Here is a 22,203-nt window from a genome sequence, read left to right on the forward strand (position 1 = left end):
CGATCATCACCGCCGGGTAATAACAATAATGAGCCCAAGCCTGTCCGACACACCCGCGCTGTCACGACGCGGCCTGCTTAAATTCAGCCTCGGCGCCAGCGCCTTTCTCGCCACGGCCGGATTAGGCGCGAACCTCAGCGGCTGCTCGTCGAGCAACCCGGCCAGCGGTTTCGCGATTCTGCGCAGCGGCGACGTGCTGTTTCTGCGGGCGGTGATCCCGGTGATGCTCGACGGTGCCGTGGCCGTCGAAAAAATGCCGGCCGCTGTCGCCGAGACCCTGCACTGCCTGGATAACGGCCTGAATCACTTGTCGCCGGAAATGCTCAAACTGACCCGGCAATTGTTCGATGTGTTGGGGATGAGCATTACTCGCGGCCCATTGACCGGGATCTGGGGCAGTTGGGAAAACGCCAGCAGCGAACAGATCCGGCACTTTCTCGACCGTTGGGAAAACAGCTCGTTGAGCCTGCTGCGCATGGGCCATAGCTCGTTGCTGCAAATGGTGATGATGGCATGGTACAGCCGGGCGGAGTCGTGGGCGCATTGCGGGTATCCCGGGCCGCCTACCGTTTGAAGTCGTGGCGACGCCTTCGCGGGCAAGCCTCGCTCCTACAGGGGGTACGCGATCCATGTGGGAGCGAGCCTGCTCGCGATAGCGTCTGCCGCCTCACCACCAAATCCAAAATAATAAGAGAACCCGAACATGCCCGTACCCGATCCGTTCCGCGAAGGCCTGGCCCGTGGCTGGAAAACCTACAACGGCGCCCGGCTGACCCAGGACCTGACCCTCGAAGCGGACGTGGCGATCATCGGCAGCGGTGCCGGCGGCGGGACCACCGCCGAAATCCTCAGCGCCGCCGGCTACAAGGTGTTGCTGATCGAAGAAGGCCCACTCAAGACCAGCAGCGACTTCAAGATGCTCGAAGACCAGGCCTACACCAGCCTCTATCAGGAAGGCATCGGGCGCATGAGCAAGGACGGCGCGATCACCATCCTTCAGGGCCGTGCAGTGGGCGGCACCACGCTGATCAACTGGACCTCAAGCTTTCGCACCCCGGACCCGACGCTGGAACATTGGGCCAAAGAGCACGACGTCATAGGCCACACACCGGCCGAGATGGCGCCCTGGTTCGAGAAAATGGAACAACGCCTGGGTGTCGCCCCGTGGAGGGTGCCGCCCAACGCCAACAACGACGTCATCCGCAAAGGCTGCGAACAACTTGGCTACGCCTGGCATGTGATTCCGCGCAACGTGCGCGGCTGCTGGAACATCGGCTACTGCGGCATGGGTTGCCCGACCAACGCCAAGCAGTCGATGCTGGTCACGACCATCCCGGCGACCCTGGAGAAAGGTGGCGAGCTGCTCTATCTGGCCCGCGCCGAAAAGCTGTCGATCAAAGACGGCAAGGTTACGGGGCTACACTGTGTGGCGATGGATGAGCGTTGCGTTGCGCCTACCGGACGCACGATTACGGTCAAGGCGCGGCATTACGTGCTGGCTGGCGGCGGGATCAACAGCCCGGCGCTGCTATTGCGCTCCGAAGCACCGGATCCTCACGAGCGACTGGGTAAACGAACATTCCTACACTTGGTAAACATGTCCGCCGGGCTGTTTGATGAAGTGATCAACCCGTTCTACGGCGCGCCGCAGTCGATCTATTCCGACCATTTCCAGTGGCAGGATGGCACCACTGGCAAGATGTCCTACAAACTTGAAGTTCCACCGCTCCACCCGACGCTGGCCAGCACATTACTCGGCGGTTTTGGCACGGAAAGCGCCCGACATATGGAAAACCTGCCGCATACCCACGCCATGCTGGCGTTGCTGCGGGACGGTTTTCACCCGGACAGCCCCGGCGGCAGCGTTGAATTGCGCGGTGACGGTACACCGGTGCTCGACTATCAGGTTTCACCGTATGCCTGGGACGGGTTGCGCCGGTCGTTCCACAGCATGGCCGAGATCCAGTTCGCCGGGGGCGCCAACGCCGTGATGCCGATGCACGTCGACGCTCGTTATGTGAAAACCTTCACCGAAGCGCGCGCATTAATCGACGATTTGAGCCTTGAGTTGTACCGCACGCGCTTGGGCAGTGCTCATGTGATGGGCGGTTGTGCCATGGGTGAAGACCCGAAAAACGCCGTGACCGATAGCCTCGGCCGACATCACCAATTGCGCAATCTGTCGATTCATGACGGCTCGATTTTCCCCACCAGCATTGGCGCAAACCCACAATTGTCGGTCTACGGACTGACGGCGCAATTGGCCACTTCGCTCGCCGAACGTTTGAAAAACCCATGAAAACGCGGAATATTCCCATCGTCTATAGTGCTTTCTTACCCAACAGGCGACTTGGCCGACCGGGACGGCTGCGATACCATCCGACTCCCCAACGGACTCCCGCCAGGACGACGCGATGAACCGAGTGTTGTACCCAGGTACCTTCGACCCTATTACCAAGGGCCATGGCGATCTGGTCGAACGCGCCTCGCGCCTGTTCGATCATGTGATCATCGCCGTCGCCGCCAGCCCGAAAAAAAACCCGCTGTTTCCCCTGGAACAACGTGTGGAGCTGGCCCGCGAGGTCACCAAACATTTGCCGAACGTTGAAGTCGTCGGTTTCTCGACGTTGCTCGCGCACTTCGCCAAAGAGAAGAACGCCAACATATTCCTGCGTGGTTTGCGCGCGGTATCGGACTTCGAATACGAATTCCAGCTGGCCAACATGAACCGCCAACTGGCGCCGGATGTGGAAAGCCTGTTTCTTACCCCGTCCGAGCGTTATTCGTTCATTTCCTCGACGCTGGTTCGTGAAATCGCAGCCCTGGGCGGCGACATCACCAAGTTCGTCCACCCGGCGGTGGCCGACGCCCTCACCCTACGCTTTAAAAAGTAGGAGCTGCCGGAGGCTGCGATCTTTTACGGCTACCGCAATCTTCGATTGCTGCACTTGATCGCGCCCGCGTGCACTGCGGGCGCCAATGCGGCACAATTGTGCGCATTGATTTATTGCGCCCGGGCCTGCCGCCCCGGCTGGAGTTAGCATGTCCCTGATCATCACCGACGATTGCATCAACTGCGACGTCTGCGAACCCGAGTGCCCGAACGCCGCCATCTCCCAGGGCGAAGAGATCTACGTGATCGACCCGAACCTGTGCACACAATGTGTCGGCCACTACGACGAACCGCAGTGCCAGCAGGTCTGCCCGGTGGATTGCATCCCGCTGGACGAGGCTCATCCGGAGACTGAAGAACAGTTGATGGAAAAATATCGCAAGATTACCGGTAAGGCTTGAGTCTGACCGTTTTGTGTTGTCTTCCCGGGCTTCTTCGCAAGCAAGCCCGCTCCCACATTGAATCTGCGTCGTTCACAAATCCCATGTGGGAGCGGGCTTGCTCGCGAAGGCGTCATCAGCAGCACCGAAAACTTAACTGCCTCACTCCCGCTGCTCAAACCCCTCCCCGATACACCCCAGGCACCGCACAAATGCGGCTTTCGCCGGATCGACCACCAACGCCTGCCCTGCATCGCCAATACCGCCACCCAGCGCGGTAAACGGCAACGACAGCACAAACGCCCCGGCACCGATCACCGTCGCCGCCACCAATAACGGTCGGGCAATCAGTAAATCGCCAAGCATGGCGTAGGCTGGCGGGTTCTGGATGGTGTAACGCGGATCGCCGCTGCCGTTCTCGGCCGCCAGCGCGGACGCACCGACACTCAGCAGCAGCGCAACGACAAGGGTTCGAAACAGATTCATGGCACGGTCCTTCGGCTAGGCAGTGAGAACACTGACTATAGACCGTAGCCGATATCAGCTCTGACAGCGCGGACAAAAGACGCTGGCGCGCTGCCCAAGCTTGACTTCCCGCAGCCCTGTGCCACAGACCTTGCAGTGCTCACCGCCACGGCCGTACACAAACAGTTCCTGCTGAAAATAGCCCGGTTGGCCGTCGCCACCGATAAAGTCCCGCAACGTGGTGCCGCCGCGCTCGATGGCGAGGGCCAGGATGCGCTTGATCTCGATCGCCAGCTTCAAATAGCGCGCACGGGAAATGCTCTTGGCTTCACGGCGCGGGTCGATGCCGGCCGCAAACAACGCTTCGGTCGCGTAGATATTGCCGACACCGACCACCACCGCGTTGTCCATGATGAACGGCTTGACCGCCATGGAGCGTCCGCGGGATTGCTGGAACAGCCGCTCGCCGTCAAACAGATCGGTCAACGGCTCCGGCCCGAGGCGAATCAGCAGTTCGTGGTTCAGCGGGTCCAGGCTCCAGAGCATCGCGCCAAAGCGTCGCGGGTCGGTGTAGCGCAGGGCCAGGCCCGATTCCAGTTCAATGTCCACATGCTCATGCTTGGCCGCCGGCATACCGACTTCCACCAGCCGCAGATTCCCCGACATCCCCAAATGACTGATCAGCGTGCCGACTTCGGCATTGATCAGCAGGTACTTGGCGCGCCGCTCCACCAGCACGATGCGCTGGCCGGACAGCCGCACATCCAGGTCTTCGGGGATCGGCCAGCGCAGACGGCGCTCACGCACGATCACCCGGCTGACGCGCTGGCCTTCCAGGTGCGGTGCAATTCCGCGGCGGGTGGTTTCGACTTCCGGCAATTCAGGCATGGGGCTCTCGAATCAGGCGAGGTTCGACACTCAACGAGAGGCGAGGTCGCGAATCTCTTGTTTCTGGGTTTCGAAATCGTATTCCGATAGACCCATGTAATCGAGCACAAGAGGCCCGACACTGTTCCATTCATGGTCTTCAGACTGGTTGCCCAGCACCCGGAAGGAGGCGCAAATGTGCTCGGCCATCTTCAGGATCGCCAGCAAGTTTTTCAGCGGCGTGTTGCGCGACGACTCATCGCTGAAAATGGCCAGGGCGTTGTGATGGTTGGCAATGGCCTGAGTGACGTGTTCCGGCAGGCGCCAGGATTTGGCGGTGTAATACCCGACCACGGCGTGGTTGGTGTTGTATTGCTTGTTCTCGGTATCCACCACCCGGCATTCGGCGCTGGCGTTGCCATAGGCCTGTTCCAGCACTTTCATGTAGTCGGGGAATTTCTTGATCATCAGCGGAATGCCGCAATCGTGGAACAGGCCCAGCGCATAGGCTTCATCACCGGCCTGGACGCCGACGCGCTTGGCCAGGGTCAGGCACGTCATCGCCACGTCCTGCGCCGTGTCCCAGAAACGGTTGAGGGTGACGATCGCGTCGTCGTTCAGCTCGCCCTTGATCGACTGCGCATTGATCAGGTTGATGATCGAACGGCTGCCCAACAGGTTCACTGCCCGCTGGATCGCGGTGATCTTGTTACTCAAGCCGTAATACGGCGAGTTGACGATTTTCAGCAAGGCGCCGGACAGGCCTGGGTCCTGGGAGATCAGCTTCGCGATCACTTCCAGGTCCGGGTCGGGCATGTACTGCTCCATCTGCAGATCCACCATGATCTGCGGCTGGGGTGGCACACTGATGCCTTGCAGGGACTGTTGAATCTGTTCGGTCGTCAGCTCTTGGGACATAAGTACGCACTCCGGGTCAGGCGGGGATTCTAACCCTTAAAAAGATGGATCCGACAGTCAGTCCAGTGCATTCATGTGGGAGCGGGCTTGCTCGCGAAGGCGGCGTGTCAGTCGACATTAATGCTGCCTGGCACCCCGCTTTCGCGAGCAAGCCCGCTCCCACAGGTTCCGCACCTTACTGACTGCCCTCATCCGCGTTTCATCGACCACCAAACCCGCTACTCCCTCAACACGCTATACTCCCGCTCTTTTTTCCGGAGCGACGTCATGTCCCTGCCTAGCCTGCGCCTCAAAGCCAACGCCGACCGTCGCCTGCGGAACGGCCACTTGTGGGTCTACAGCAACGAAATCGATGTAGCCGCTACGCCTTTGCACGGTTTCAAGGCCGGCGACCAGGCGATCCTCGAAGCCGCCAGCGGCAAGCCGCTGGGCATCGTTGCCATGAGCCCGAACAACCTGATCTGCGCCCGCCTGCTGTCGCGCGACATCAAGTTGCCGCTGGACAAGTCGCTGCTGGTGCATCGCCTGAACGTTGCCCTGTCCCTGCGCGATCGCCTGTTCGACAAGCCGTTCTATCGCCTGGTCTACGGCGACTCCGACCTGCTGCCAGGCCTGGTAGTCGACCGTTTCGGCGACATCCTGGTAGTCCAGATCGCCTCGGCAACCATGGAAGCTCACAAAGACGACGTGATCGCGGCACTGACCCAAGTGCTCAAGCCAAGCGGCATTCTGTTCAAGAACGACTCCGCTGCTCGTGATGCCGAAGGCCTCAACCGCTATGTCGAAACCGTATTCGGCCTGGTGCCGGAATGGGTCGCGCTGGAAGAGAATGGCGTGAAATTCGAAGCGCCAGTCATCCAGGGGCAAAAAACCGGCTGGTTCTACGACCACCGGATGAACCGCGCGCGTCTGGCACCTTATGCCAAAGGCAAACGCGTACTGGACTTGTACAGCTACATCGGCGGCTGGGGCGTTCAAGCGGCAGCCTTCGGCGCCAGTGAAGTGTTCTGCGTCGACGCTTCGGCCTTCGCCCTCGACGGCGTCGAGCGCAACGCCGCACTAAACGGCGTCGCCGAAAAAATGACCTGCATCGAAGGCGACGTGTTCGAAGCCCTGAAGGAACTGAAAGCCAGCGAAGAGCGTTTCGACGTCATCGTGGCCGACCCTCCTGCCTTCATCAAACGCAAGAAAGACATGAAAAACGGTGAAGGCGCCTACCGTCGCCTGAACGAGCAAGCCATGCGCCTGCTCAGCAAGGACGGCATCCTGGTCAGCGCTTCGTGCTCGATGCACCTGCCGGAAGACGATCTGCAGAACATTCTGCTGACCAGCGCCCGTCACCTGGACCGCAACATCCAGATGCTGGAGCGCGGCGGTCAGGGCCCGGATCATCCGGTACACCCGGCCATTGCCGAGACCCGCTACATCAAGAGCATCACCTGCCGTCTGCTGCCAAACAGCTGAGTACGCTGGTTCGACGGGGAGCCAACAGGCTCTCCGTCAGCCGTTCTAACGCCACACCATCCACTCATCAGCCTCTGCTTCTTACTCTTGCGGTCCTACTGACTTGCAGGACGTTTCCCTGCATCTTTTATTTAAAAGAATATAACTTACAAACTTGCTCCCCCCCAGATCGCTCCGACAAAATTACTAGAATATTCCTACTTAATATCCCCTTGATAAGGGCTCATTACCGCCTATGATTGAGTTGTCACCGCGAAGTGACACTCACGATCAATGACAAGGAGTCAAAAAACATGAAAGCAATTACTCTGGAAACAAACAAAATCGCCAACCTGGCTTTTCTGGTTGCGCCAAAAACCCGCTAAGTAAATGAAACGCTGGGGATGCCGGCTACCCAGCGTTTTCTATAGCTATGCCCAGAGCGAAGCGTCCATCATGCAGATAAATCCATACGTGTTCATACTTCCTCGTACGCCTAGCCTAATAGTCTGGGATTACAAGAATCACAAACAATTTGAACTTAATCTGAAATATTCAACCCGGCTTGCACAACTTATAAGCAACCCCAAACTGTATAACGACAGCAGCATAGTAGACACTCAACTTCTAAACTCCGGAATACTGACCACATCAATACAAGACACTATTGAATGGGGCTGGGATGAATTGTCGAAAATATTCCATATCGGCACCAAGAACATTCCCTGCGAACATGTTCCTCAGAATATTCATGAATGGTCGAGATACTATCTGGATCATTGCACCGAAGTCCTGGACGCACCCGCGCCGGACGCCAGACTCACAGAACGCCAGGCACGCGAACTAATTGCCCTGCCAAAACCTTTCTGCCTGCCGGAGGGTTCTCTTGCCAACGTCCTGATAGGCCGAAAAACCTGCCGCACCTTCACGGATGAAGCGGTTTCACTGAAAGATGTCGGCACACTGCTTTACCTGTCCCTGGGCTACTTGCATGAGCGCGAAAATGACGTCGACGAAACCATTGTCGAAGGCCTCGGTGCCCGACGCAGCAGTCCGTCCGGCGGCGGGCTGAATGCCTGCGAAGGCTTTCTTCATGTACAAAACGTCAGCGGCCTGAAACCAGGGCTCTACGCCTACCATCCCACCGACCATGCACTGAGCTTCATCAACCCGGCACCTGACTCGCTACTGGGGCAGTTGCTGTGTGGACAACACTTCATCAATAACCTGCCCGCGGGCCTGTTCATTAGCGCTCGCTTCGACAAGTTGTGGTGGAAATATGAACACTCACGAGCCTACCGGATGGCCTTCGTAGAGGCGGGGCATATTTCCCAGACCTTTCAACTGGTGGCCACTGCACTGGGGTTGAACACGTGGCTGACCGGAGCACTGACGGACGATCAGGTCGAAGCATTACTGGGGCTCGAGAACAACGCAGAACAACCCTTGTTTTTTGTTGGCTGTGGCCACAGCGACGGACAAGTGATGTGCAAGGAATTGAAGGATCTGCTGAGCAGTCGGGAGCCGCAACAATGACCGCCCCCATCATTGCTCCGTCAGACCACACCGTTTCCTGGGCGCTGCGTTTCACCCTCGGCGACTGGAATACCCGCGCATCGGTGCGAACCAGCGAGCATGACTATCTATTACCGCCAGACCTGGAACAGCAACTGGAAACACGTCACTGGTTTCCCCCAGGCTTGCTGGCTTACCTGAATCACCCGGCTATCAAAGCGCTAGGTCCACCCGTCATCCATCGGCTGTCGGCCAATCATCTGGTGTACTTCCTCGACTACACCACCGTGCTCGAACACCGCATCGTCAACCGTTCCGTGGAGACCATCATCCACGGTGAATTGAAGGTCAACATTCCTCCACGGATGAAGACCGCTGCGCTTCAGCTTTATACCGACGAGGGTTATCACGCCCTGTTCTCCAATAACCTTGCCGAGCAGATTGCCGGGTTCTACGGGATCAACCTGCGCCCGGTCATGCCGCAGCGCATCACGCGATTGAACACCCTGCTCGAGCGCGCACCTGACAAACACCGGGCGCTGGCCTGGTTTCTCGTCGGGTTCGTGTCGGAGACGATCATTGCCAGAGAACTGCTCGACGTTTGCCGTGACGACTTGGTGTCCAGCGTGCAGGCAATGCTCAGAGATCATCTGTCGGACGAGGCGCGCCACAGTCGCTATTTTTCTGAAGTGTTCCATTACCTGTGGCTGACGCTGAACAGCCGTCAACGCGCGTTCGCCGCCAGGCTGCTACTGGACAGTATCCGGATTTTCTTTGAGGTCGATGAGCGGTGGATGCGGGAAAGCCTGCAGGGCGCAGGTCTCGACGAGACCTCCGTCACGCAAGTGCTTGGCGAACTGACCAGCCCGCAAGCCACCCTTCTACGTGCGCGATCCGGCACCGGGGCGACGCTTCAGGCTTTGAAGAAGGCCGGTTTCTTCGACCTGCCTTACAACCAGCAACTGTTCAGGAAGGCAGGACTTATCGATGGATGAAGGGCACTCTGCGGCAACCTCCAGACACCGTCGAGGGAAGGTCAGCCTGTTGTTGGCCATGGTGCTGCTTGGCGTGTTCCCGCTGGATGTCCTGCTTCCCTCGTTCCCTGCGCTGGCTGAGCACTTTCGCAACACGCGCGCCGATATCGCGCTGTCGGTCAGTCTGTTTGCGCTCGGTATAGCGGCCTCTCAACTGCTGATCGGGCCGCTGTCGGATGTGATCGGGCGCAAAGGACTGTTGCTCGCCGGAATAACCGTTTCGATACTGGGTGCAGTGGGCTGCATATTGACCACGGACTACGCCTGCTTCCTGCTGTTCCGTGTCATTCAAGCCTTGGGCTGCGGGTGTTTCGTGCTGTCACAAGCGCTGGTTCAGGATCTGTTCGAGGGTGAGGAACGTATCCGGTTGCGGATCCTGATGGTCACCGCCAGCGGCATTTTCATCTCGGTCTCGCCGCTGGCCGGTACATTCCTACAAGCCACGCTGGGCTGGCAGGGCAGCTTCTGGGTGTTTATCGCACTGGCTGGCGTGGTATTGCTCAAAGCCTGTCTGTTTCTCGAAAACACCCGCCCGGCGGCAACTGGAGCCCGGCCGAATATCCTCCAGTCTTATGGTCGGGTCCTGCGTGATGCCGACTTCCTGCCCTACTGGTTGATCTCAGCCTTTGCTTTCGCCTGCCATTTTTCGTTCATCGTCATTTCGCCGTTGATTTTCATGGATCAACTCCAGTTATCGGCCTATGACTTCTCGCTGATTCTGTTGATATACGGCGGCGCCTACATTGTCGGCGGCATGGTGGCGACTCTCTTGGGTAAGCGCATCAGTCCCGGTCATCAAATCATCAGCGGGTTGAGCCTGATCCTGCTGTCTGGCCTCATCATGCTTTACCTCGCGAGCCACTTTGCCCTGTCCCCGATCACCGTCCTGGTACCGATGCTTATCTGTACCGCCGGCACCACCATCACTCGACCAGCCGCCAGTTCCAAAGCCATGAGCCTGTTCCCTGAAAATGCAGGAACCTCGGCATCGGCCGGCAGCACGGTGACGTTCATCTGCGGCGGATTGATCAGTGCGCTCATCAGCCTGAGCCCGACCAATCTGCAATCCACTCTTGGATACAGCTTCATCATTTTGAGCAGCGCGGCACTGGCGCTGAACAGTGGTATCAATCGCCGAGCCAAAAGCCCAAGAGCCAGCCCAAGCGTCGAATAATCCCGCCGATCGTCACCCCACATGCGCCATCAGCGCTGGTTCAACACTTTCCGGCATTCCCTCCTGACGCCAGCGGTGTAGAATCGCGAGATTCATCGCCATTCATCCCCCGGCGGGTTTATGAGCTCAAGCTGAAGCGCGCGGCGATCCCGCAAAGTTATCGGCAACTTCCGGACACACGGCCATTTCTGAGTGTTCCAGACGTCAATAGAAGCTCACTTCCCTTTTGATACCTGATTAGCCGCCCGGAGTGCTTCATGCCTGATTACCGCTCGAAAACATCCACCCACGGCCGCAACATGGCCGGTGCCCGCGCACTGTGGCGCGCCACGGGGATGAAAGATGACGACTTCAAGAAGCCGATCATCGCCATTGCCAACTCCTTTACCCAGTTCGTACCGGGCCATGTGCACCTCAAGGATCTGGGGCAACTGGTCGCTCGCGAGATCGAACGGGCCGGCGGCGTCGCCAAAGAATTCAACACCATCGCCGTGGATGACGGCATCGCCATGGGCCACGACGGCATGCTCTATTCGCTGCCGAGCCGCGAGATCATCGCCGACTCCGTCGAATACATGGTCAACGCCCACTGCGCCGACGCCATCGTCTGCATCTCCAACTGCGACAAGATCACCCCTGGCATGCTGATGGCGTCCCTGCGCCTGAACATCCCGGTGATCTTCGTGTCCGGCGGCCCGATGGAAGCCGGCAAGACCAAACTGGCCAGCCACGGTCTCGACCTGGTCGATGCCATGGTGATCGCCGCCGACTCCAGCGCATCCGACGAGAAAGTCGCCGAGTACGAGCGTAGCGCTTGCCCGACCTGCGGTTCGTGCTCCGGCATGTTCACCGCCAACTCGATGAATTGCCTGGTTGAAGCCCTGGGCCTGGCATTGCCGGGCAACGGTTCGACCCTGGCCACCCACAGCGACCGCGAACAACTGTTCCTGCAAGCTGGCCGCACTATCGTCGAGCTGTGCAAGCGTTACTACGGCGAGAACGATGAGTCGGTGTTGCCGCGCAACATCGCCAACTTCAAGGCGTTCGAAAACGCCATGACCCTGGACATCGCCATGGGCGGTTCCACCAATACCATCCTGCACTTGCTGGCCGCAGCCCAGGAAGCCGAGATCGATTTCGACCTGCGCGACATCGACCGTCTCTCCCGTCATGTGCCGCAACTGTGCAAAGTCGCGCCGAACATCCAGAAGTACCACATGGAAGATGTGCACCGTGCCGGCGGGATCTTCAGCATCCTCGGCTCCCTGGCCCGTGGCGGTCTGTTGCACACCGACCTGCCGACCGTGCACAGCAAATCCTTGGCTGAAGGCATCGCCAAGTGGGACATCACCCAGACCACCGACGAAGCCGTGCATCACTTCTTCAAGGCCGGCCCGGCGGGCATCCCGACGCAAACCGCATTCAGCCAGTCGACCCGTTGGGAAACCCTGGACGACGACCGTGAAAATGGCTGCATCCGCAGTGTCGAACACGCTTACTCGAAAGAAGGCGGCCTGGCCGTTCTGTACGGCAACATCGCTCTGGACGGCTGCGTGGTGAAAACCGCCGGCGTCGACGAGTCGATCCACGTCTTCGAAGGCAACGCGAAGATCTTCGAAAGCCAGGACAGCGCCGTACGCGGCATCCTCGCCGACGAAGTGAAGGCCGGCGACATCGTGATCATTCGTTACGAAGGCCCGAAAGGCGGCCCGGGCATGCAGGAAATGCTGTACCCGACGTCTTACCTGAAATCCAAAGGCCTGGGCAAAGCCTGCGCCCTGCTCACCGACGGCCGTTTCTCCGGCGGCACTTCGGGCCTGTCCATCGGCCACGCGTCGCCAGAAGCTGCTGCCGGCGGCGCGATCGGTCTGGTGCAGGATGGCGACAAGGTGCTGATCGACATTCCGAACCGCTCGATCAACCTGTTGATCAGCGATGAAGAAATGGCCACGCGCCGTGTCGAGCAGGACAAGAAAGGCTGGAAACCGGTGGAAGTGCGTCCACGTAAAGTGACCACTGCGCTGAAAGCGTATGCCCTGTTGGCTACCAGCGCCGACAAGGGTGCTGTACGTAACAAGGCGATGCTCGACGGGCTGTAAGCCTCAGTCGCAGAAACAAAAATGCCCCGCCAAGTGCGGGGCATTTTTTTGCGAACAACTCGGGCAACAGCCATTCACAAATATTGCAGGCAATCCGAAGCAACTGTGGGAGTGGGCTTGCTCGCGAAGAGGCCATAACATTCAACATCGATGTTGACTGTCAGACCGCCTTCGCGAGCAAGCCCGCTCCCACATTTGTTCTATGTTGCCTTTGAGAGTGAGCTTGGCCGGGACTCGGTCTTACTGAATCTCTTCAGGCTTCACGATCACCCAGTTCTTGTCTGCCGTCACCGCCAACCCTTCTTTCGCCTGGGCTGCTGCGTTTTTAGCCATCATGCCGTTAATCTGGGTCATGTATTTGTCTTTGCGGTTAACCCACAAATGGATGCCGCCCTTGGACACGTCGACGCTGTGGAACAGCATGTAGCCGTCGCTGGTCGGGGTATCGCCGCCCACGAGGACCGGTTTTTTCCATTCATCGATGTACGTCAGGATCGCCGACTGTTTCCCTGCCATCCAGGTGGCCGGGGTCCACAGGTACGGGGTCAGTTCGAGGCCCAGGTTGGCCTTCTCGTCATACTTGCCGGCAGTGACCTGCTTGCGTGCCGTGGTCAACTCGCCTGTCTTGCGGTCCTTGAGCATTAGGCTCACGCCGATCACGTTCTGCGGTTTGACGTTGTAGCCGTACTTCGGATCGGAGGCGACCATGCGCACCAGTTCTTCGGAGGCGGCGGTCATCACATAGACCTCGATGCCGTTCTCCATCAGCTTGTTGTAGAGCTCTTTCTGGCCGGTGAAGATTTTCGGCGGGTTGACGTCGATGGTCTTGACCACATCGCCTTCGTAATAAGTGCTCGGCACCGGTTTGCCAGACGCCATCAGCTCATCGACGTAGCCCTTGAGCTCTTGAAGCGTGAAGCCGGAAAACACTTGGGCGACCCATGGATAACAAACCATGTCGTCGATTTCGCAGAGGCGATAGTAATAGCTGAACAGGCTTTCCTTATGGTCGGCGGTGTCCTTGAACGGGATCAGTTTCAGGGAGGGATCGAGACTCTCGCGGGTGATCAGGCCCTTGTTTTCCATGAACGGCAACAAGGACTCTTCGAGGTCGTAGCGGTAACTGGTGTTGTCCATGTCGAACACTGCGAAGTTACCTTTGTTGGCATTGGCCGCGATCATCGCGTCCAATGCCTTGGCCTGATCGGCTGGCCAGTGTTTCAGGTCAGTAGCGAATGCTTGGCCGGCAAGGCCCAAGCAGAATACGGCAGCCAGAAATTTCGGTGCGAACTTCATCGGCGTTTCTCCCTGATTCAAAGATCTCGACGCTAACAAATCTGTATGACAGTCCTCGCCTGCCCGCGACCGCTTACATCCTGATTCCGTCAGAGGCATTCCCCACAGCGTCAGCCACTTATTCCAAAAACGACAGACAACCGATGTTTTTGATATTAATTCATTACATATCAAGCTGTTACGCTTGCCGGTCCGCAGCTGCGCCGGAATGCAGTTGGCACAAGTTATTGGAGCTCTTATGAATCTGCCGCTGATCCTCAATCTGCTGGTGTTCCTCGCCTTGCTCTCTGGCCTGGCGCAAACCCGTCACACCACTTGGAGCCTGGCCAAAAAGGTTCTGCTGGCGCTGGTCCTGGGCGTGGTATTTGGTGTCGCTCTGCATACGATTTATGGTGCGGGCAACCCGGTACTGAAAGCCTCGATCAGTTGGTTCGATCTGGTGGGCAACGGTTACGTGCAGTTGCTGCAAATGATCGTGATCCCGCTGGTGTTCGCCTCGATCCTCAGCGCCGTGGCGCGCCTGCACAACGCTTCGTCGCTGGGCAAGATCAGCTTCCTGACCATCGGCACGCTGCTGTTCACCACCGCTATCGCGGCGCTGATCGGCATCGGCCTGACCAACCTGTTCGGCCTCACCGCCGAAGGCCTGGTCGCCGGCACCCAGGAAATGGCTCGCCTGCAAACCATTCAGAGCGATTACGCGGGCAAGGTCGCGGACCTGAATGTGCCGCAGTTGCTGCTCTCGTTCATCCCGCAGAACCCGTTCGCCGACTTGGCTCGCGCCAAGCCGACTTCGATTATCAGCGTGGTGATCTTCGCGGCATTCCTTGGGGTCGCCGCACTGCAACTGCTCAAGGATGATGTCGAGAAAGGTCAGAAAGTGATCAATGCCATCGACACCCTGCAAGCCTGGGTGATGCGTCTGGTACGCCTGGTGATGAAGCTGACCCCGTACGGCGTATTGGCGCTGATGACCAAAGTGGTTGCCGGCTCCAACCTGCAAGACATCATCAAGCTCGGCAGTTTCGTGGTGGTGTCCTACATCGGCCTGGCCTTGATGTTTGTGGTCCATGGCCTGCTGGTGTCAGCCGCCGGGATCAACCCGCTGCGCTTCTTCCGCAAGATCTGGCCAGTGCTGACGTTTGCCTTCACCAGCCGCTCCAGCGCCGCCACCATTCCGCTGAGCATCGAAGCCCAGACCAGCCGTTTGGGTATTCCGCAGTCCATCGCCAGTTTCGCCGCTTCGTTCGGCGCGACCATAGGCCAGAACGGCTGTGCCGGTCTGTACCCGGCAATGTTGGCGGTGATGGTCGCGCCGACCGTGGGCATCAACCCGCTGGACCCACTGTGGATCGCGACGTTGGTGGCGATTGTGACGCTAAGTTCGGCAGGTGTGGCCGGGGTCGGTGGCGGCGCGACCTTCGCCGCGCTGATCGTGCTCCCGGCCATGGGTTTGCCGGTGTCACTGGTGGCGTTGCTGATTTCGGTTGAGCCGCTGATTGATATGGGTCGTACGGCGTTGAACGTGAGTGGTTCGATTACGGCTGGGGCGATCACCAGCCAGATCATGCAGCAAACGGATAAAGGGCTGCTGGATGCGGATGAGCATGGGGCGTTGGCTCAGGCTTGATGAGCGACCGACAGACCGCTTTCGCGAGCAAGCCCGCTCCCACATTAGTCCTGCGGTGTACACAGCATTTATGAACACCCGCGATCAAATGTGGGAGCGGGCTTGCTCGCGAAGCTTTTAAGCTTTTTCCCACACCTCAAAGCTATACGCCGGCTTGTCACCCTCCGCCGGGTTCGGAACATTCGACACCAGCTTCCACTGGTTCAAATCAAACTCCGGAAACCACGCATCCCCTTCCGGGCTCAGCGCCACGCGGGTCAGGTATAGCCGATCGGCCTGCTCCAGACCTTGCGCATACAACTGCGCCCCGCCAATCAGCATCACCTCATCGACGCCCTGCTCGTTCGCCCATTGCTGCGCCCGAACCACCGCTGCCTCCAGCGACGGATAAACCTCCGCGCCTTCCAGCTGCAGATCCGCCTGACGGCTGACCACAATGTTCAACCGACCTGGCAGCGGACGGCCGAGGGAATCCCAGGTCTTGCGACCCATGATGATCGGCTTGCCGAGGGTGGTGGCCTTGAAGTATTTGAAGTCCCCCGGCAAGTGCCAGGGCATGCTGTTGTCGACGCCGATCACACGGTTTTCACCGAGGGCTGCGATCAGGCTGAGGGGGAGTGATTTAGTCATGTCGGCGAGGATACCAGAGCCTCCCTTACCCCGATAAGCGTCACAGCGGTTATGCTCACCGCTCAATTAAGCGACGGGAAGCCGCGTGACTGAACTGACTCCACTGCAAAACCTCTGGCTGAGCGAAACCGTGCGCCTGCGTGAAGAACACGCGGGCCCCTTGGACGATCTGGAAGCCAATCGAATCGCCCGTAGCGCCGGCGGCGACCTGCCGACGCGTATTCAACGCCGCGCCCTGTGGCTGGCCGAGCGCGACGGACAGACCCACGCCCTCAAACATTGGCTGCAAGGTGCGCGACTGGCGCTGATCGTGCTGGCCGTGCTGGCGGTGATCAGCGGCGCCGGCCTGGCGTTTGCCGCGCTAGGCGACGGCCAGACTCCAGTCAATGTGTTCTGGGCGTTGGGCAGCCTGCTCGGGCTGAATCTGATTTTATTGCTGAGCTGGGCCCTGGGCCTGGTGTTCGCCGGTGAACAAGGCGCCGCCCTTGGACGCTTATGGCTGTGGCTCAGTGAAAAACTCGCCCGCGATGCCAACGCCGCGCAACTGGCGCCGGCCCTGCTGCTGTTGCTGCAACGGCAGAAACTCAATCGTTGGGCGCTGGGCGTGCTAGTCAACGGATTGTGGTTGCTGGCGATGCTCAGTGCTTTAGTGATGGTGCTGATACTGATGGCGACCCGGCGCTACGGCTTCGTCTGGGAGACCACCATTCTCGGCGGCGACACCTTCGTCGCCATGACCCAAGCCCTCGGCGCCCTGCCGGCCTTACTCGGTTTCAGCGTGCCCAGCGTGGAGATGATCCGCGCCAGCGGCGATGCCGCGCTGAACATCGAAAGCGCCCGCCAGGCCTGGGCGGCGTGGCTGGTTGGGGTGCTGCTGGTGTACGGCGTTTTGCCGCGATTGTTGCTCGCATTGTTCTGCCTGTGGCGCTGGAAAACCGGCCAAGCAGCCCTGCATCTGGATTTGAACCTGCCCGGCTACGCCCAACTGCGCGAACGGCTGATGCCCACCAGCGAACGCCTGGGCATCAGCGATGCCGCGCCAGAACAACTTCATCGGGTTGAAAACACTGCCAGCGACCTGCAAAGCGATGGCGCGCTGTTGGTAGCTATCGAGCTAGACGACCAACGTCCCTGGCCGCCGCAGTTGCCCAAAAACGTCAACAACGCCGGCATCCTCGACAGCCGTGAATCCCGGCACAAACTGCTCGAACAGCTGAGCCGTTTTCCCCCGGCCCGTCTGGCCATCGCCTGTGACCCACGGCGTTCGCCGGACCGTGGCAGCCTGGCGCTGATTGCCGAACTGGCTCGCAGCGCCAGCGCCACCCGCGTGTGGTTGTTGCAAGCGCCGCCCGGCGAAGCGCTGGATGCCGAACGCCTGGGCGACTGGCATGTCGCGCTACAACAACTGGACCTGCCATTCGCCGATTGCGCGCCGTTGAACTGGCTGGAGACGGGTCATGACTGATGCCTGGAATAAGCCATTGAAGCTCGCCGTGGTCGGCCACACCAATGTCGGCAAAACCTCGTTGCTGCGAACACTGACGCGAGACGTCGGCTTCGGCGAAGTGTCCCATCGTCCCAGCACCACTCGCCACGTCGAAGGCGCGCGATTGTCGGTAGACGGCGAGCCATTGCTTGATCTCTTCGACACTCCCGGCCTGGAAGACGCCATCGCCCTGCTCGACTACCTTGAGCGCCTGGAGCGGCCGGGCGAACGTCTCGACGGCCCGGCACGACTGGCGCGTTTTCTTGAGGGCAGCGAAGCCCGGCAGCGCTTCGAACAGGAAGCCAAAGTGCTGCGGCAATTGCTCGCCTCGGACGCCGGTCTCTATGTGATCGACGCCCGAGAGCCGGTGTTGGCCAAGTACCGCGACGAACTGGAAGTGTTGGCCAGTTGCGGCAAACCGCTGCTACCGGTGCTGAATTTTGTCAGCAGCGCCCAGCACCGCGAACCTGATTGGCGTGAAGCCCTGGCACGTCTCGGCTTACATGCTTTGGTGCGTTTCGACAGCGTCGCGCCACCTGAAGATGGCGAGCGTCGACTCTATGAAAGCCTCGCACTGCTGCTGGAAAACTCCCGCGAACAACTGGAGCGTTTGATCGCCGACCAGCAGGCCCAACGCCTGGCCCGTCAGCAGAGTGCAGCGCGACTGATTGCCGATTTATTGATCGATTGCGCCGCCTGCCGCCGCAGTGTGGTCAGCGAGGCGGCGCAGGAACAGCAAGCAATCAGCGAACTACGCAAAGCCGTGCGTCAGCGCGAACAACGCTGCGTCGAGGCCTTGCTCAAGCTCTACGCCTTCCGTCCACAAGATGCGGCGGCCAGTGACTTGCCGCTGCTCGATGGCCGCTGGGGCGATGACCTGTTCAACCCGGAAACCCTGAAACAGCTCGGTGTGCGGGTCGGCGGCGGTATCGCAGCCGGCGCGGCGGCCGGGGCCGGGGTTGATTTGCTGGTGGGCGGCCTGACCCTCGGCGCTGCGGCACTGGCCGGTGCGATTGCCGGTGGCGCCCTGCAAACCGCCCGTAGTTACGGCAACCGCCTGTTGGGCAAGATCAAAGGGCAGCGAGAACTGACTGTCGACGACGGCGTGCTGCGGTTGTTGGCGTTGCGCCAGCGGCAATTGCTGCAGGCTCTGAATTCCCGTGGGCACGCGGCGATGGACAGCATTCAGGTCGCCACGCCGCAGGACAAAACCTGGCGCGAAGGCAAACTGCCGGAAGCGCTGAACAAGGCGCGGGCGCATCCGCAGTGGTCGTCGCTTAATCCGAATTCGAAGCTGAGTCAGGGGGAGCGGCAGGAGCAGGTTGAGGTGTTGGCGCAGCAGTTGTAGAGCCCGAGTGATGTGCTGTTCAGGCGGGCCCCTTCGCGAGCAAGCCCGCTCCCACATTGGACCTGCGTCGTACACAAAATCTCTCATCACTGAAGATCAAATGTGGGAGCGGGCTTGCTCGCGAAGGCCGCCCCTCGGTCTCACTGTCCTAGGCCACCAACAGCCGCAACGCCTTTTCCTTCAAGATGCCCAGATCAATCACCGGCACCCACATCTCCTTCGCCGACTCATCCCACTGACGCATCCGCAAACTGACGGCACACAACGGATCCCGCTCGAACGCCTCAGCCTCGACAGCCGTCATCACCCCGCCCTGATACTCAAGTGTCCGCCGACTGGCTTCACTCAAACGCTCGTAGTACCCGGGCTCTTTGAGTGTCAGATAACGCTTGGCCTGAACGTGGTATTCCACCAGCCGCACCAGGCGTTCGCTGAAGCCGGCGCGACGCAAGTAATCCGCCCCCAGCCGCTCGTGGCTGACGATCCCAAAACCACCCATGTTCTCGGCACCCTCGGCGCAGATATGCCCGATGTCATGAAAGAACGCCGCCAGCACCACTTCATCATCGAACCCCTCGGCCATCGCCAGTTCCGCCGCCTGAGACATGTGCTCGATCTGCGACACCGGTTCGCCAATGTAATCGTTGTCGCCAAAACGTTCGTACAGACCAAACACCTCGGCGATCACTTGCTCATGACGGTCCATCTACTGTCTCCCAATAACGTCGCAACGTTACGTTCGGCCATCGCCGGCCCGACGCTCATACCGACACCGGTGTGCATCAGCGCCACGCTCACACCCGGCATCGGACGCAGAAAGGAAAACGGCCCCGGTCCGCGTGAACCATAGACGCCCTGCCAGCGTTCGACCACGCGCACCTTGCAGCCCAACGTCTGCTCGGCCAGTTCAATCATCCAGTCATCCACCTGCTCGGCATTGAACGGTGATGGGTCGCTGCCGTAATGGTGAGAGTCGCCGATGATCAATTCACCGTAAGGCGTCGGGCTGATCAGCAGGTGAATGCCGTTTTCATGCAGATGGGGTGCGTCGCTCCGAATCTGCGCCTGCACCGCTGCGGCCTCCGGCAGATCGGCGAAGGCGCCGTAGTGCACGCAACTCAGGCCGGTGAGCAGCGCGTGTTGCAGGTTGAGGTTGATCTGCGGGCGGGCGCGAAGCATTTGCAGGCGGCAGATTTGCGGATTCAGCTCGGCAATCGGCTCGGCCAGCAGCGTTTGATAATCATGGCCAGAGCAGACAATGATCTGTTCCGCGCTGAAGGTGCCGGCGGTGCTGTGCAAGCGCCCCGGCTCGATGTCGCGCACCAGCGTGGAGAAGTGAAACTCGACGCCCAATTCGCGGCGCAGGTAGTCGATCAACGCCGGAATTGCTTCGCGCGAATACAGCTGCTGGTCGTCCATGCCGTGCAACGCGGCACGATGATGGCTGAACTGGCCGCCGTATAAATCGCGCAATGCCGCACCGCGCAGCAGGTCGACGCGGTAACCGTGCTGCATGGCGCGACCGGCGCAGAAGGCTTCCAGCAGGTGTTCTTCCGCTTCGGTGCGGGCGAACAGGTATGAGCCGTTGCGCTTGAGTTGCAGGCCCGCCAGTTGTGCCCATTGGCCCCAGATGTCGCGGCTGGCCTTGGCCAGTTCAAGCATTGGGCCCGGGGGTTGACCGGTGACCAGTGCCTGACCGAAGTTTCGCACTGAAGCGCCGAGTGGCGTTTCGCTGCGCTCGAAGACTTTGACCTTGAGGCCGCGTCTGGCGGCGGCATAGGCGTGGGACAGGCCGAGAATGCCGGCGCCTACGATCAGCATGTCGTTGTGGTGTGTCATCAAGAGATGTCCTGAATTCGAGACCGCCTTCGCGAGCAAGCCCGCTCCCACATTTGATCTGTGTCGTTCACAAATTTAGTGTCCGCTGGAGATCTACTATGGGAGCGGGCTTGCTCGCGAAGAGGCCCTGTCAGCCTACGAAGATTTACTTGGCAGCCACTTTCTCGGACTTGCCGTCATAACGCTTGCGCCATTCGGTGAGGATCTGGTCGCGATTCTTCGAGGCCCAGGCAAAGTCGTTCTTGATCAAACGCTGCTCATAATCCGCCGGCAGTTCGGTCTGCGGCTTGGCGATACCCGGTTGCGCGAGCACTGCGAAGTTCTCTTTATAAAGCTCCATCGCCGCCGGGCTTGCAGAGAAATCAGCCAGCTTCTTCGCCGCGTCTTCGTGCGGTGTGCCTTTGATCACGGCGGTCGCTTCGATCTCCCAGCCCAGGCCTTCTTTGGGCAGGATGATGTCCAGCGGCGCGCCTTGGCGTTTCAATTGAACGGCCGGGTATTCGAAGGAAATACCGATCGGGAATTCCCCGGCGGCGGCGAGTTTGCACGGCTTGGAGCCAGAGTGAACGTACTGGCCGATGTTCTGGTGCAGGTCGTCCATGTACTGCCAGCCCTGCTTCTCGCCGAAGGTTTGCAGCCAGGCGCTGACATCGAGGAAACCGGTGCCGGATGAGGCCGGATTGGGCATGACGATCTTGCCTTTGTACTCAGGCTTGGTAAGGTCCTGCCAGCTCACGGGTTTGCTCAAACCCTGCTTTTCGGCCTCGACGGTGTTGAAGCAAATGGTCGCGGCCCAGACGTCCATGCCGACCCAGGCTGGCGGGTTGGCCGCGTCGCGATAGTTGCCACCGATCTTGCCCAGATCCTTCGGTGCGTAGCTTTGCAGCATGCCTTGCTGATCGAGAATCGCCAGGCTCGATGCCGCCAGGCCCCACACCGCGTCAGCTTGCGGGCGGGCTTTTTCGGCCAGGAGTTTGGCGGTGATGATGCCGGTGGAATCGCGCACCCACTTGATCTCGACGTCCGGGTTGGCCTTTTCAAAGGCCTCTTTGTAGGTCTTCAGTTGTTCGGCTTCGAGGGCGGTGTACACCGTCAACTCGGTTTTCGCCGCAAAGGCGTTCAGGCTGAAAGCGGTGAGGACAGCAGCGGCCAGGGCCAAAGGCTTGAACATGATCGTTTTCCTGTT

At 59.7% G+C, this 22,203-nt stretch carries 20 protein-coding genes; 12 read left to right on the plus strand and 8 right to left on the minus strand.

From position 1 onward, the window contains the following. Positions 1-28: 28 nt before the first annotated feature. The 4 genes from KVG95_RS18775 to KVG95_RS18790 all read left to right on the plus strand — a co-directional run bounded on the left by KVG95_RS18775 (position 29) and on the right by KVG95_RS18790 (position 3,294). A complete protein-coding gene (locus tag KVG95_RS18775) occupies positions 29-574 on the plus strand; it encodes a twin-arginine translocation pathway signal protein (protein WP_217857488.1) in 546 nt (181 codons plus the stop codon). A 129-nt stretch (positions 575-703) separates the two neighbouring features. Beyond that, complete coding sequence (locus KVG95_RS18780; RefSeq protein WP_217857489.1) at positions 704-2,299, plus strand: GMC family oxidoreductase; 1,596 nt, start codon at positions 704-706, stop codon at positions 2,297-2,299. A gap of 115 nt (positions 2,300-2,414) precedes the next feature. Beyond that, positions 2,415-2,894, plus strand: a complete 480-nt coding sequence (coaD, locus tag KVG95_RS18785) for a pantetheine-phosphate adenylyltransferase (RefSeq protein ID WP_038980940.1) — start codon at positions 2,415-2,417, stop codon at positions 2,892-2,894. Between the two features lie 148 nt (positions 2,895-3,042). Continuing rightward, complete coding sequence (locus KVG95_RS18790) at positions 3,043-3,294, plus strand: YfhL family 4Fe-4S dicluster ferredoxin (protein ID WP_003195146.1); 252 nt, start codon at positions 3,043-3,045, stop codon at positions 3,292-3,294. Positions 3,295-3,435: 141 nt separating this feature from the next. On the opposite strand, the gene KVG95_RS18795 is transcribed toward KVG95_RS18790, so the two are convergent. From KVG95_RS18795 to KVG95_RS18805, 3 genes are read right to left on the minus strand one after another with little or no spacing between them, the layout of a single operon-like run. Continuing rightward, positions 3,436-3,759 carry a hypothetical protein gene (locus tag KVG95_RS18795; protein ID WP_007897853.1) on the minus strand — a complete coding sequence of 108 codons (324 nt, stop codon included), beginning with the start codon at positions 3,757-3,759 and terminating at the stop codon, positions 3,436-3,438. A 54-nt stretch (positions 3,760-3,813) separates the two neighbouring features. Next, positions 3,814-4,626 (minus strand): bifunctional DNA-formamidopyrimidine glycosylase/DNA-(apurinic or apyrimidinic site) lyase, encoded by an 813-nt coding sequence (mutM, locus tag KVG95_RS18800; RefSeq protein ID WP_008007376.1) that lies wholly within the window; start codon positions 4,624-4,626, stop codon positions 3,814-3,816. Positions 4,627-4,656: 30 nt separating this feature from the next. Continuing rightward, positions 4,657-5,469: an HDOD domain-containing protein gene (locus KVG95_RS18805; protein WP_217857541.1), complete on the minus strand. Its 813-nt coding sequence runs from the start codon at positions 5,467-5,469 to the stop codon at positions 4,657-4,659. A 321-nt stretch (positions 5,470-5,790) separates the two neighbouring features. Between KVG95_RS18805 and KVG95_RS18810 the strand changes: the two genes are divergently transcribed. The 5 genes from KVG95_RS18810 (at position 5,791) to ilvD (ending at position 12,788) form a co-directional block, all read left to right on the plus strand. Beyond that, positions 5,791-6,987: a class I SAM-dependent rRNA methyltransferase gene (locus tag KVG95_RS18810; RefSeq protein WP_007897847.1), complete on the plus strand. Its 1,197-nt coding sequence runs from the start codon at positions 5,791-5,793 to the stop codon at positions 6,985-6,987. Positions 6,988-7,422: 435 nt separating this feature from the next. Then, positions 7,423-8,502, plus strand: a complete 1,080-nt coding sequence (locus tag KVG95_RS18815; protein WP_217857490.1) for a SagB family peptide dehydrogenase — start codon at positions 7,423-7,425, stop codon at positions 8,500-8,502. After that, positions 8,499-9,476, plus strand: a complete 978-nt coding sequence (locus KVG95_RS18820) for a diiron oxygenase (RefSeq protein ID WP_217857491.1) — start codon at positions 8,499-8,501, stop codon at positions 9,474-9,476. Before KVG95_RS18815 ends, KVG95_RS18820 begins: the two co-directional genes overlap by 4 nt. Beyond that, entirely contained in the window at positions 9,469-10,689 is a 1,221-nt protein-coding gene (locus KVG95_RS18825) for an MFS transporter (protein WP_217857492.1), read from the plus strand. The genes KVG95_RS18820 and KVG95_RS18825 overlap by 8 nt, the downstream gene beginning before the upstream one ends. A 257-nt stretch (positions 10,690-10,946) precedes the next feature. Continuing rightward, complete coding sequence (ilvD, locus tag KVG95_RS18830; RefSeq protein WP_217857493.1) at positions 10,947-12,788, plus strand: dihydroxy-acid dehydratase; 1,842 nt, start codon at positions 10,947-10,949, stop codon at positions 12,786-12,788. 240 nt (positions 12,789-13,028) lie between these two features. On the opposite strand, the gene KVG95_RS18835 is transcribed toward ilvD, so the two are convergent. After that, entirely contained in the window at positions 13,029-14,084 is a 1,056-nt protein-coding gene (locus KVG95_RS18835) for an HAD family hydrolase (RefSeq protein ID WP_217857494.1), read from the minus strand. Positions 14,085-14,322: 238 nt separating this feature from the next. Here KVG95_RS18835 and KVG95_RS18840 point away from each other — a divergent pair, with 238 nt between their 5' ends. Next, positions 14,323-15,714 carry an L-cystine transporter gene (locus KVG95_RS18840; protein ID WP_217857495.1) on the plus strand — a complete coding sequence of 464 codons (1,392 nt, stop codon included), beginning with the start codon at positions 14,323-14,325 and terminating at the stop codon, positions 15,712-15,714. Between the two features lie 117 nt (positions 15,715-15,831). Here KVG95_RS18840 and KVG95_RS18845 read toward each other — a convergent pair whose 3' ends face one another. Then, positions 15,832-16,344 carry a dihydrofolate reductase gene (locus KVG95_RS18845; protein ID WP_123719718.1) on the minus strand — a complete coding sequence of 171 codons (513 nt, stop codon included), beginning with the start codon at positions 16,342-16,344 and terminating at the stop codon, positions 15,832-15,834. An 85-nt stretch (positions 16,345-16,429) separates the two neighbouring features. On the opposite strand from KVG95_RS18845, the gene KVG95_RS18850 reads away from it, so the two are divergent. Beyond that, the gene (locus tag KVG95_RS18850; protein ID WP_217857496.1) at positions 16,430-17,809 is read left to right on the plus strand and encodes a DUF2868 domain-containing protein; all 1,380 of its coding nucleotides are present in this window, start codon (positions 16,430-16,432) and stop codon (positions 17,807-17,809) included. After that, a complete protein-coding gene (locus KVG95_RS18855) occupies positions 17,802-19,178 on the plus strand; it encodes a GTPase/DUF3482 domain-containing protein (protein ID WP_217857497.1) in 1,377 nt (458 codons plus the stop codon). Before KVG95_RS18850 ends, KVG95_RS18855 begins: the two co-directional genes overlap by 8 nt. A 148-nt stretch (positions 19,179-19,326) precedes the next feature. On the opposite strand, the gene KVG95_RS18860 is transcribed toward KVG95_RS18855, so the two are convergent. The 3 genes from KVG95_RS18860 to KVG95_RS18870 all read right to left on the minus strand — a co-directional run bounded on the left by KVG95_RS18860 (position 19,327) and on the right by KVG95_RS18870 (position 22,188). Continuing rightward, the gene (locus tag KVG95_RS18860; protein WP_217857498.1) at positions 19,327-19,884 is read right to left on the minus strand and encodes a phosphonate degradation HD-domain oxygenase; all 558 of its coding nucleotides are present in this window, start codon (positions 19,882-19,884) and stop codon (positions 19,327-19,329) included. Continuing rightward, positions 19,863-21,017, minus strand: coding sequence for a TIGR03364 family FAD-dependent oxidoreductase (locus KVG95_RS18865; protein WP_217857499.1), 1,155 nt, complete (start codon positions 21,015-21,017; stop codon positions 19,863-19,865). Before KVG95_RS18865 ends, KVG95_RS18860 begins: the two co-directional genes overlap by 22 nt. A gap of 145 nt (positions 21,018-21,162) precedes the next feature. Then, positions 21,163-22,188, minus strand: a complete 1,026-nt coding sequence (locus tag KVG95_RS18870) for a putative 2-aminoethylphosphonate ABC transporter substrate-binding protein (protein ID WP_038980913.1) — start codon at positions 22,186-22,188, stop codon at positions 21,163-21,165. Positions 22,189-22,203 lie beyond the last annotated feature (15 nt).

The sequence above is a fragment of the Pseudomonas farris genome, assembly GCF_019145235.1.
Classification (GTDB): Bacteria; Pseudomonadota; Gammaproteobacteria; order Pseudomonadales; family Pseudomonadaceae; genus Aquipseudomonas; species Aquipseudomonas farris.

Bases quoted from the DNA above. Each gene is read 5' to 3' on its own strand.
- KVG95_RS18815 (WP_217857490.1), top strand. From the start codon at position 7,423: ATGCAGATAAATCCATACGTGTTCATACTTCCTCGTACGCCTAGCCTA.
- KVG95_RS18820 (WP_217857491.1), top strand. From the start codon at position 8,499: ATGACCGCCCCCATCATTGCTCCGTCAGACCACACCGTTTCCTGGGCG.
- KVG95_RS18790 (WP_003195146.1), top strand. From the start codon at position 3,043: ATGTCCCTGATCATCACCGACGATTGCATCAACTGCGACGTCTGCGAA.
- KVG95_RS18865 (WP_217857499.1), bottom strand. From the start codon at position 21,017: ATGACACACCACAACGACATGCTGATCGTAGGCGCCGGCATTCTCGGC.
- KVG95_RS18855 (WP_217857497.1), top strand. From the start codon at position 17,802: ATGACTGATGCCTGGAATAAGCCATTGAAGCTCGCCGTGGTCGGCCAC.
- KVG95_RS18845 (WP_123719718.1), bottom strand. From the start codon at position 16,344: ATGACTAAATCACTCCCCCTCAGCCTGATCGCAGCCCTCGGTGAAAAC.
- KVG95_RS18840 (WP_217857495.1), top strand. From the start codon at position 14,323: ATGAATCTGCCGCTGATCCTCAATCTGCTGGTGTTCCTCGCCTTGCTC.
- KVG95_RS18780 (WP_217857489.1), top strand. From the start codon at position 704: ATGCCCGTACCCGATCCGTTCCGCGAAGGCCTGGCCCGTGGCTGGAAA.
- KVG95_RS18860 (WP_217857498.1), bottom strand. From the start codon at position 19,884: ATGGACCGTCATGAGCAAGTGATCGCCGAGGTGTTTGGTCTGTACGAA.
- coaD (WP_038980940.1), top strand. From the start codon at position 2,415: ATGAACCGAGTGTTGTACCCAGGTACCTTCGACCCTATTACCAAGGGC.
- KVG95_RS18810 (WP_007897847.1), top strand. From the start codon at position 5,791: ATGTCCCTGCCTAGCCTGCGCCTCAAAGCCAACGCCGACCGTCGCCTG.
- mutM (WP_008007376.1), bottom strand. From the start codon at position 4,626: ATGCCTGAATTGCCGGAAGTCGAAACCACCCGCCGCGGAATTGCACCG.
- KVG95_RS18835 (WP_217857494.1), bottom strand. From the start codon at position 14,084: ATGAAGTTCGCACCGAAATTTCTGGCTGCCGTATTCTGCTTGGGCCTT.
- KVG95_RS18795 (WP_007897853.1), bottom strand. From the start codon at position 3,759: ATGAATCTGTTTCGAACCCTTGTCGTTGCGCTGCTGCTGAGTGTCGGT.
- KVG95_RS18775 (WP_217857488.1), top strand. From the start codon at position 29: ATGAGCCCAAGCCTGTCCGACACACCCGCGCTGTCACGACGCGGCCTG.
- KVG95_RS18825 (WP_217857492.1), top strand. From the start codon at position 9,469: ATGGATGAAGGGCACTCTGCGGCAACCTCCAGACACCGTCGAGGGAAG.
- ilvD (WP_217857493.1), top strand. From the start codon at position 10,947: ATGCCTGATTACCGCTCGAAAACATCCACCCACGGCCGCAACATGGCC.
- KVG95_RS18870 (WP_038980913.1), bottom strand. From the start codon at position 22,188: ATGTTCAAGCCTTTGGCCCTGGCCGCTGCTGTCCTCACCGCTTTCAGC.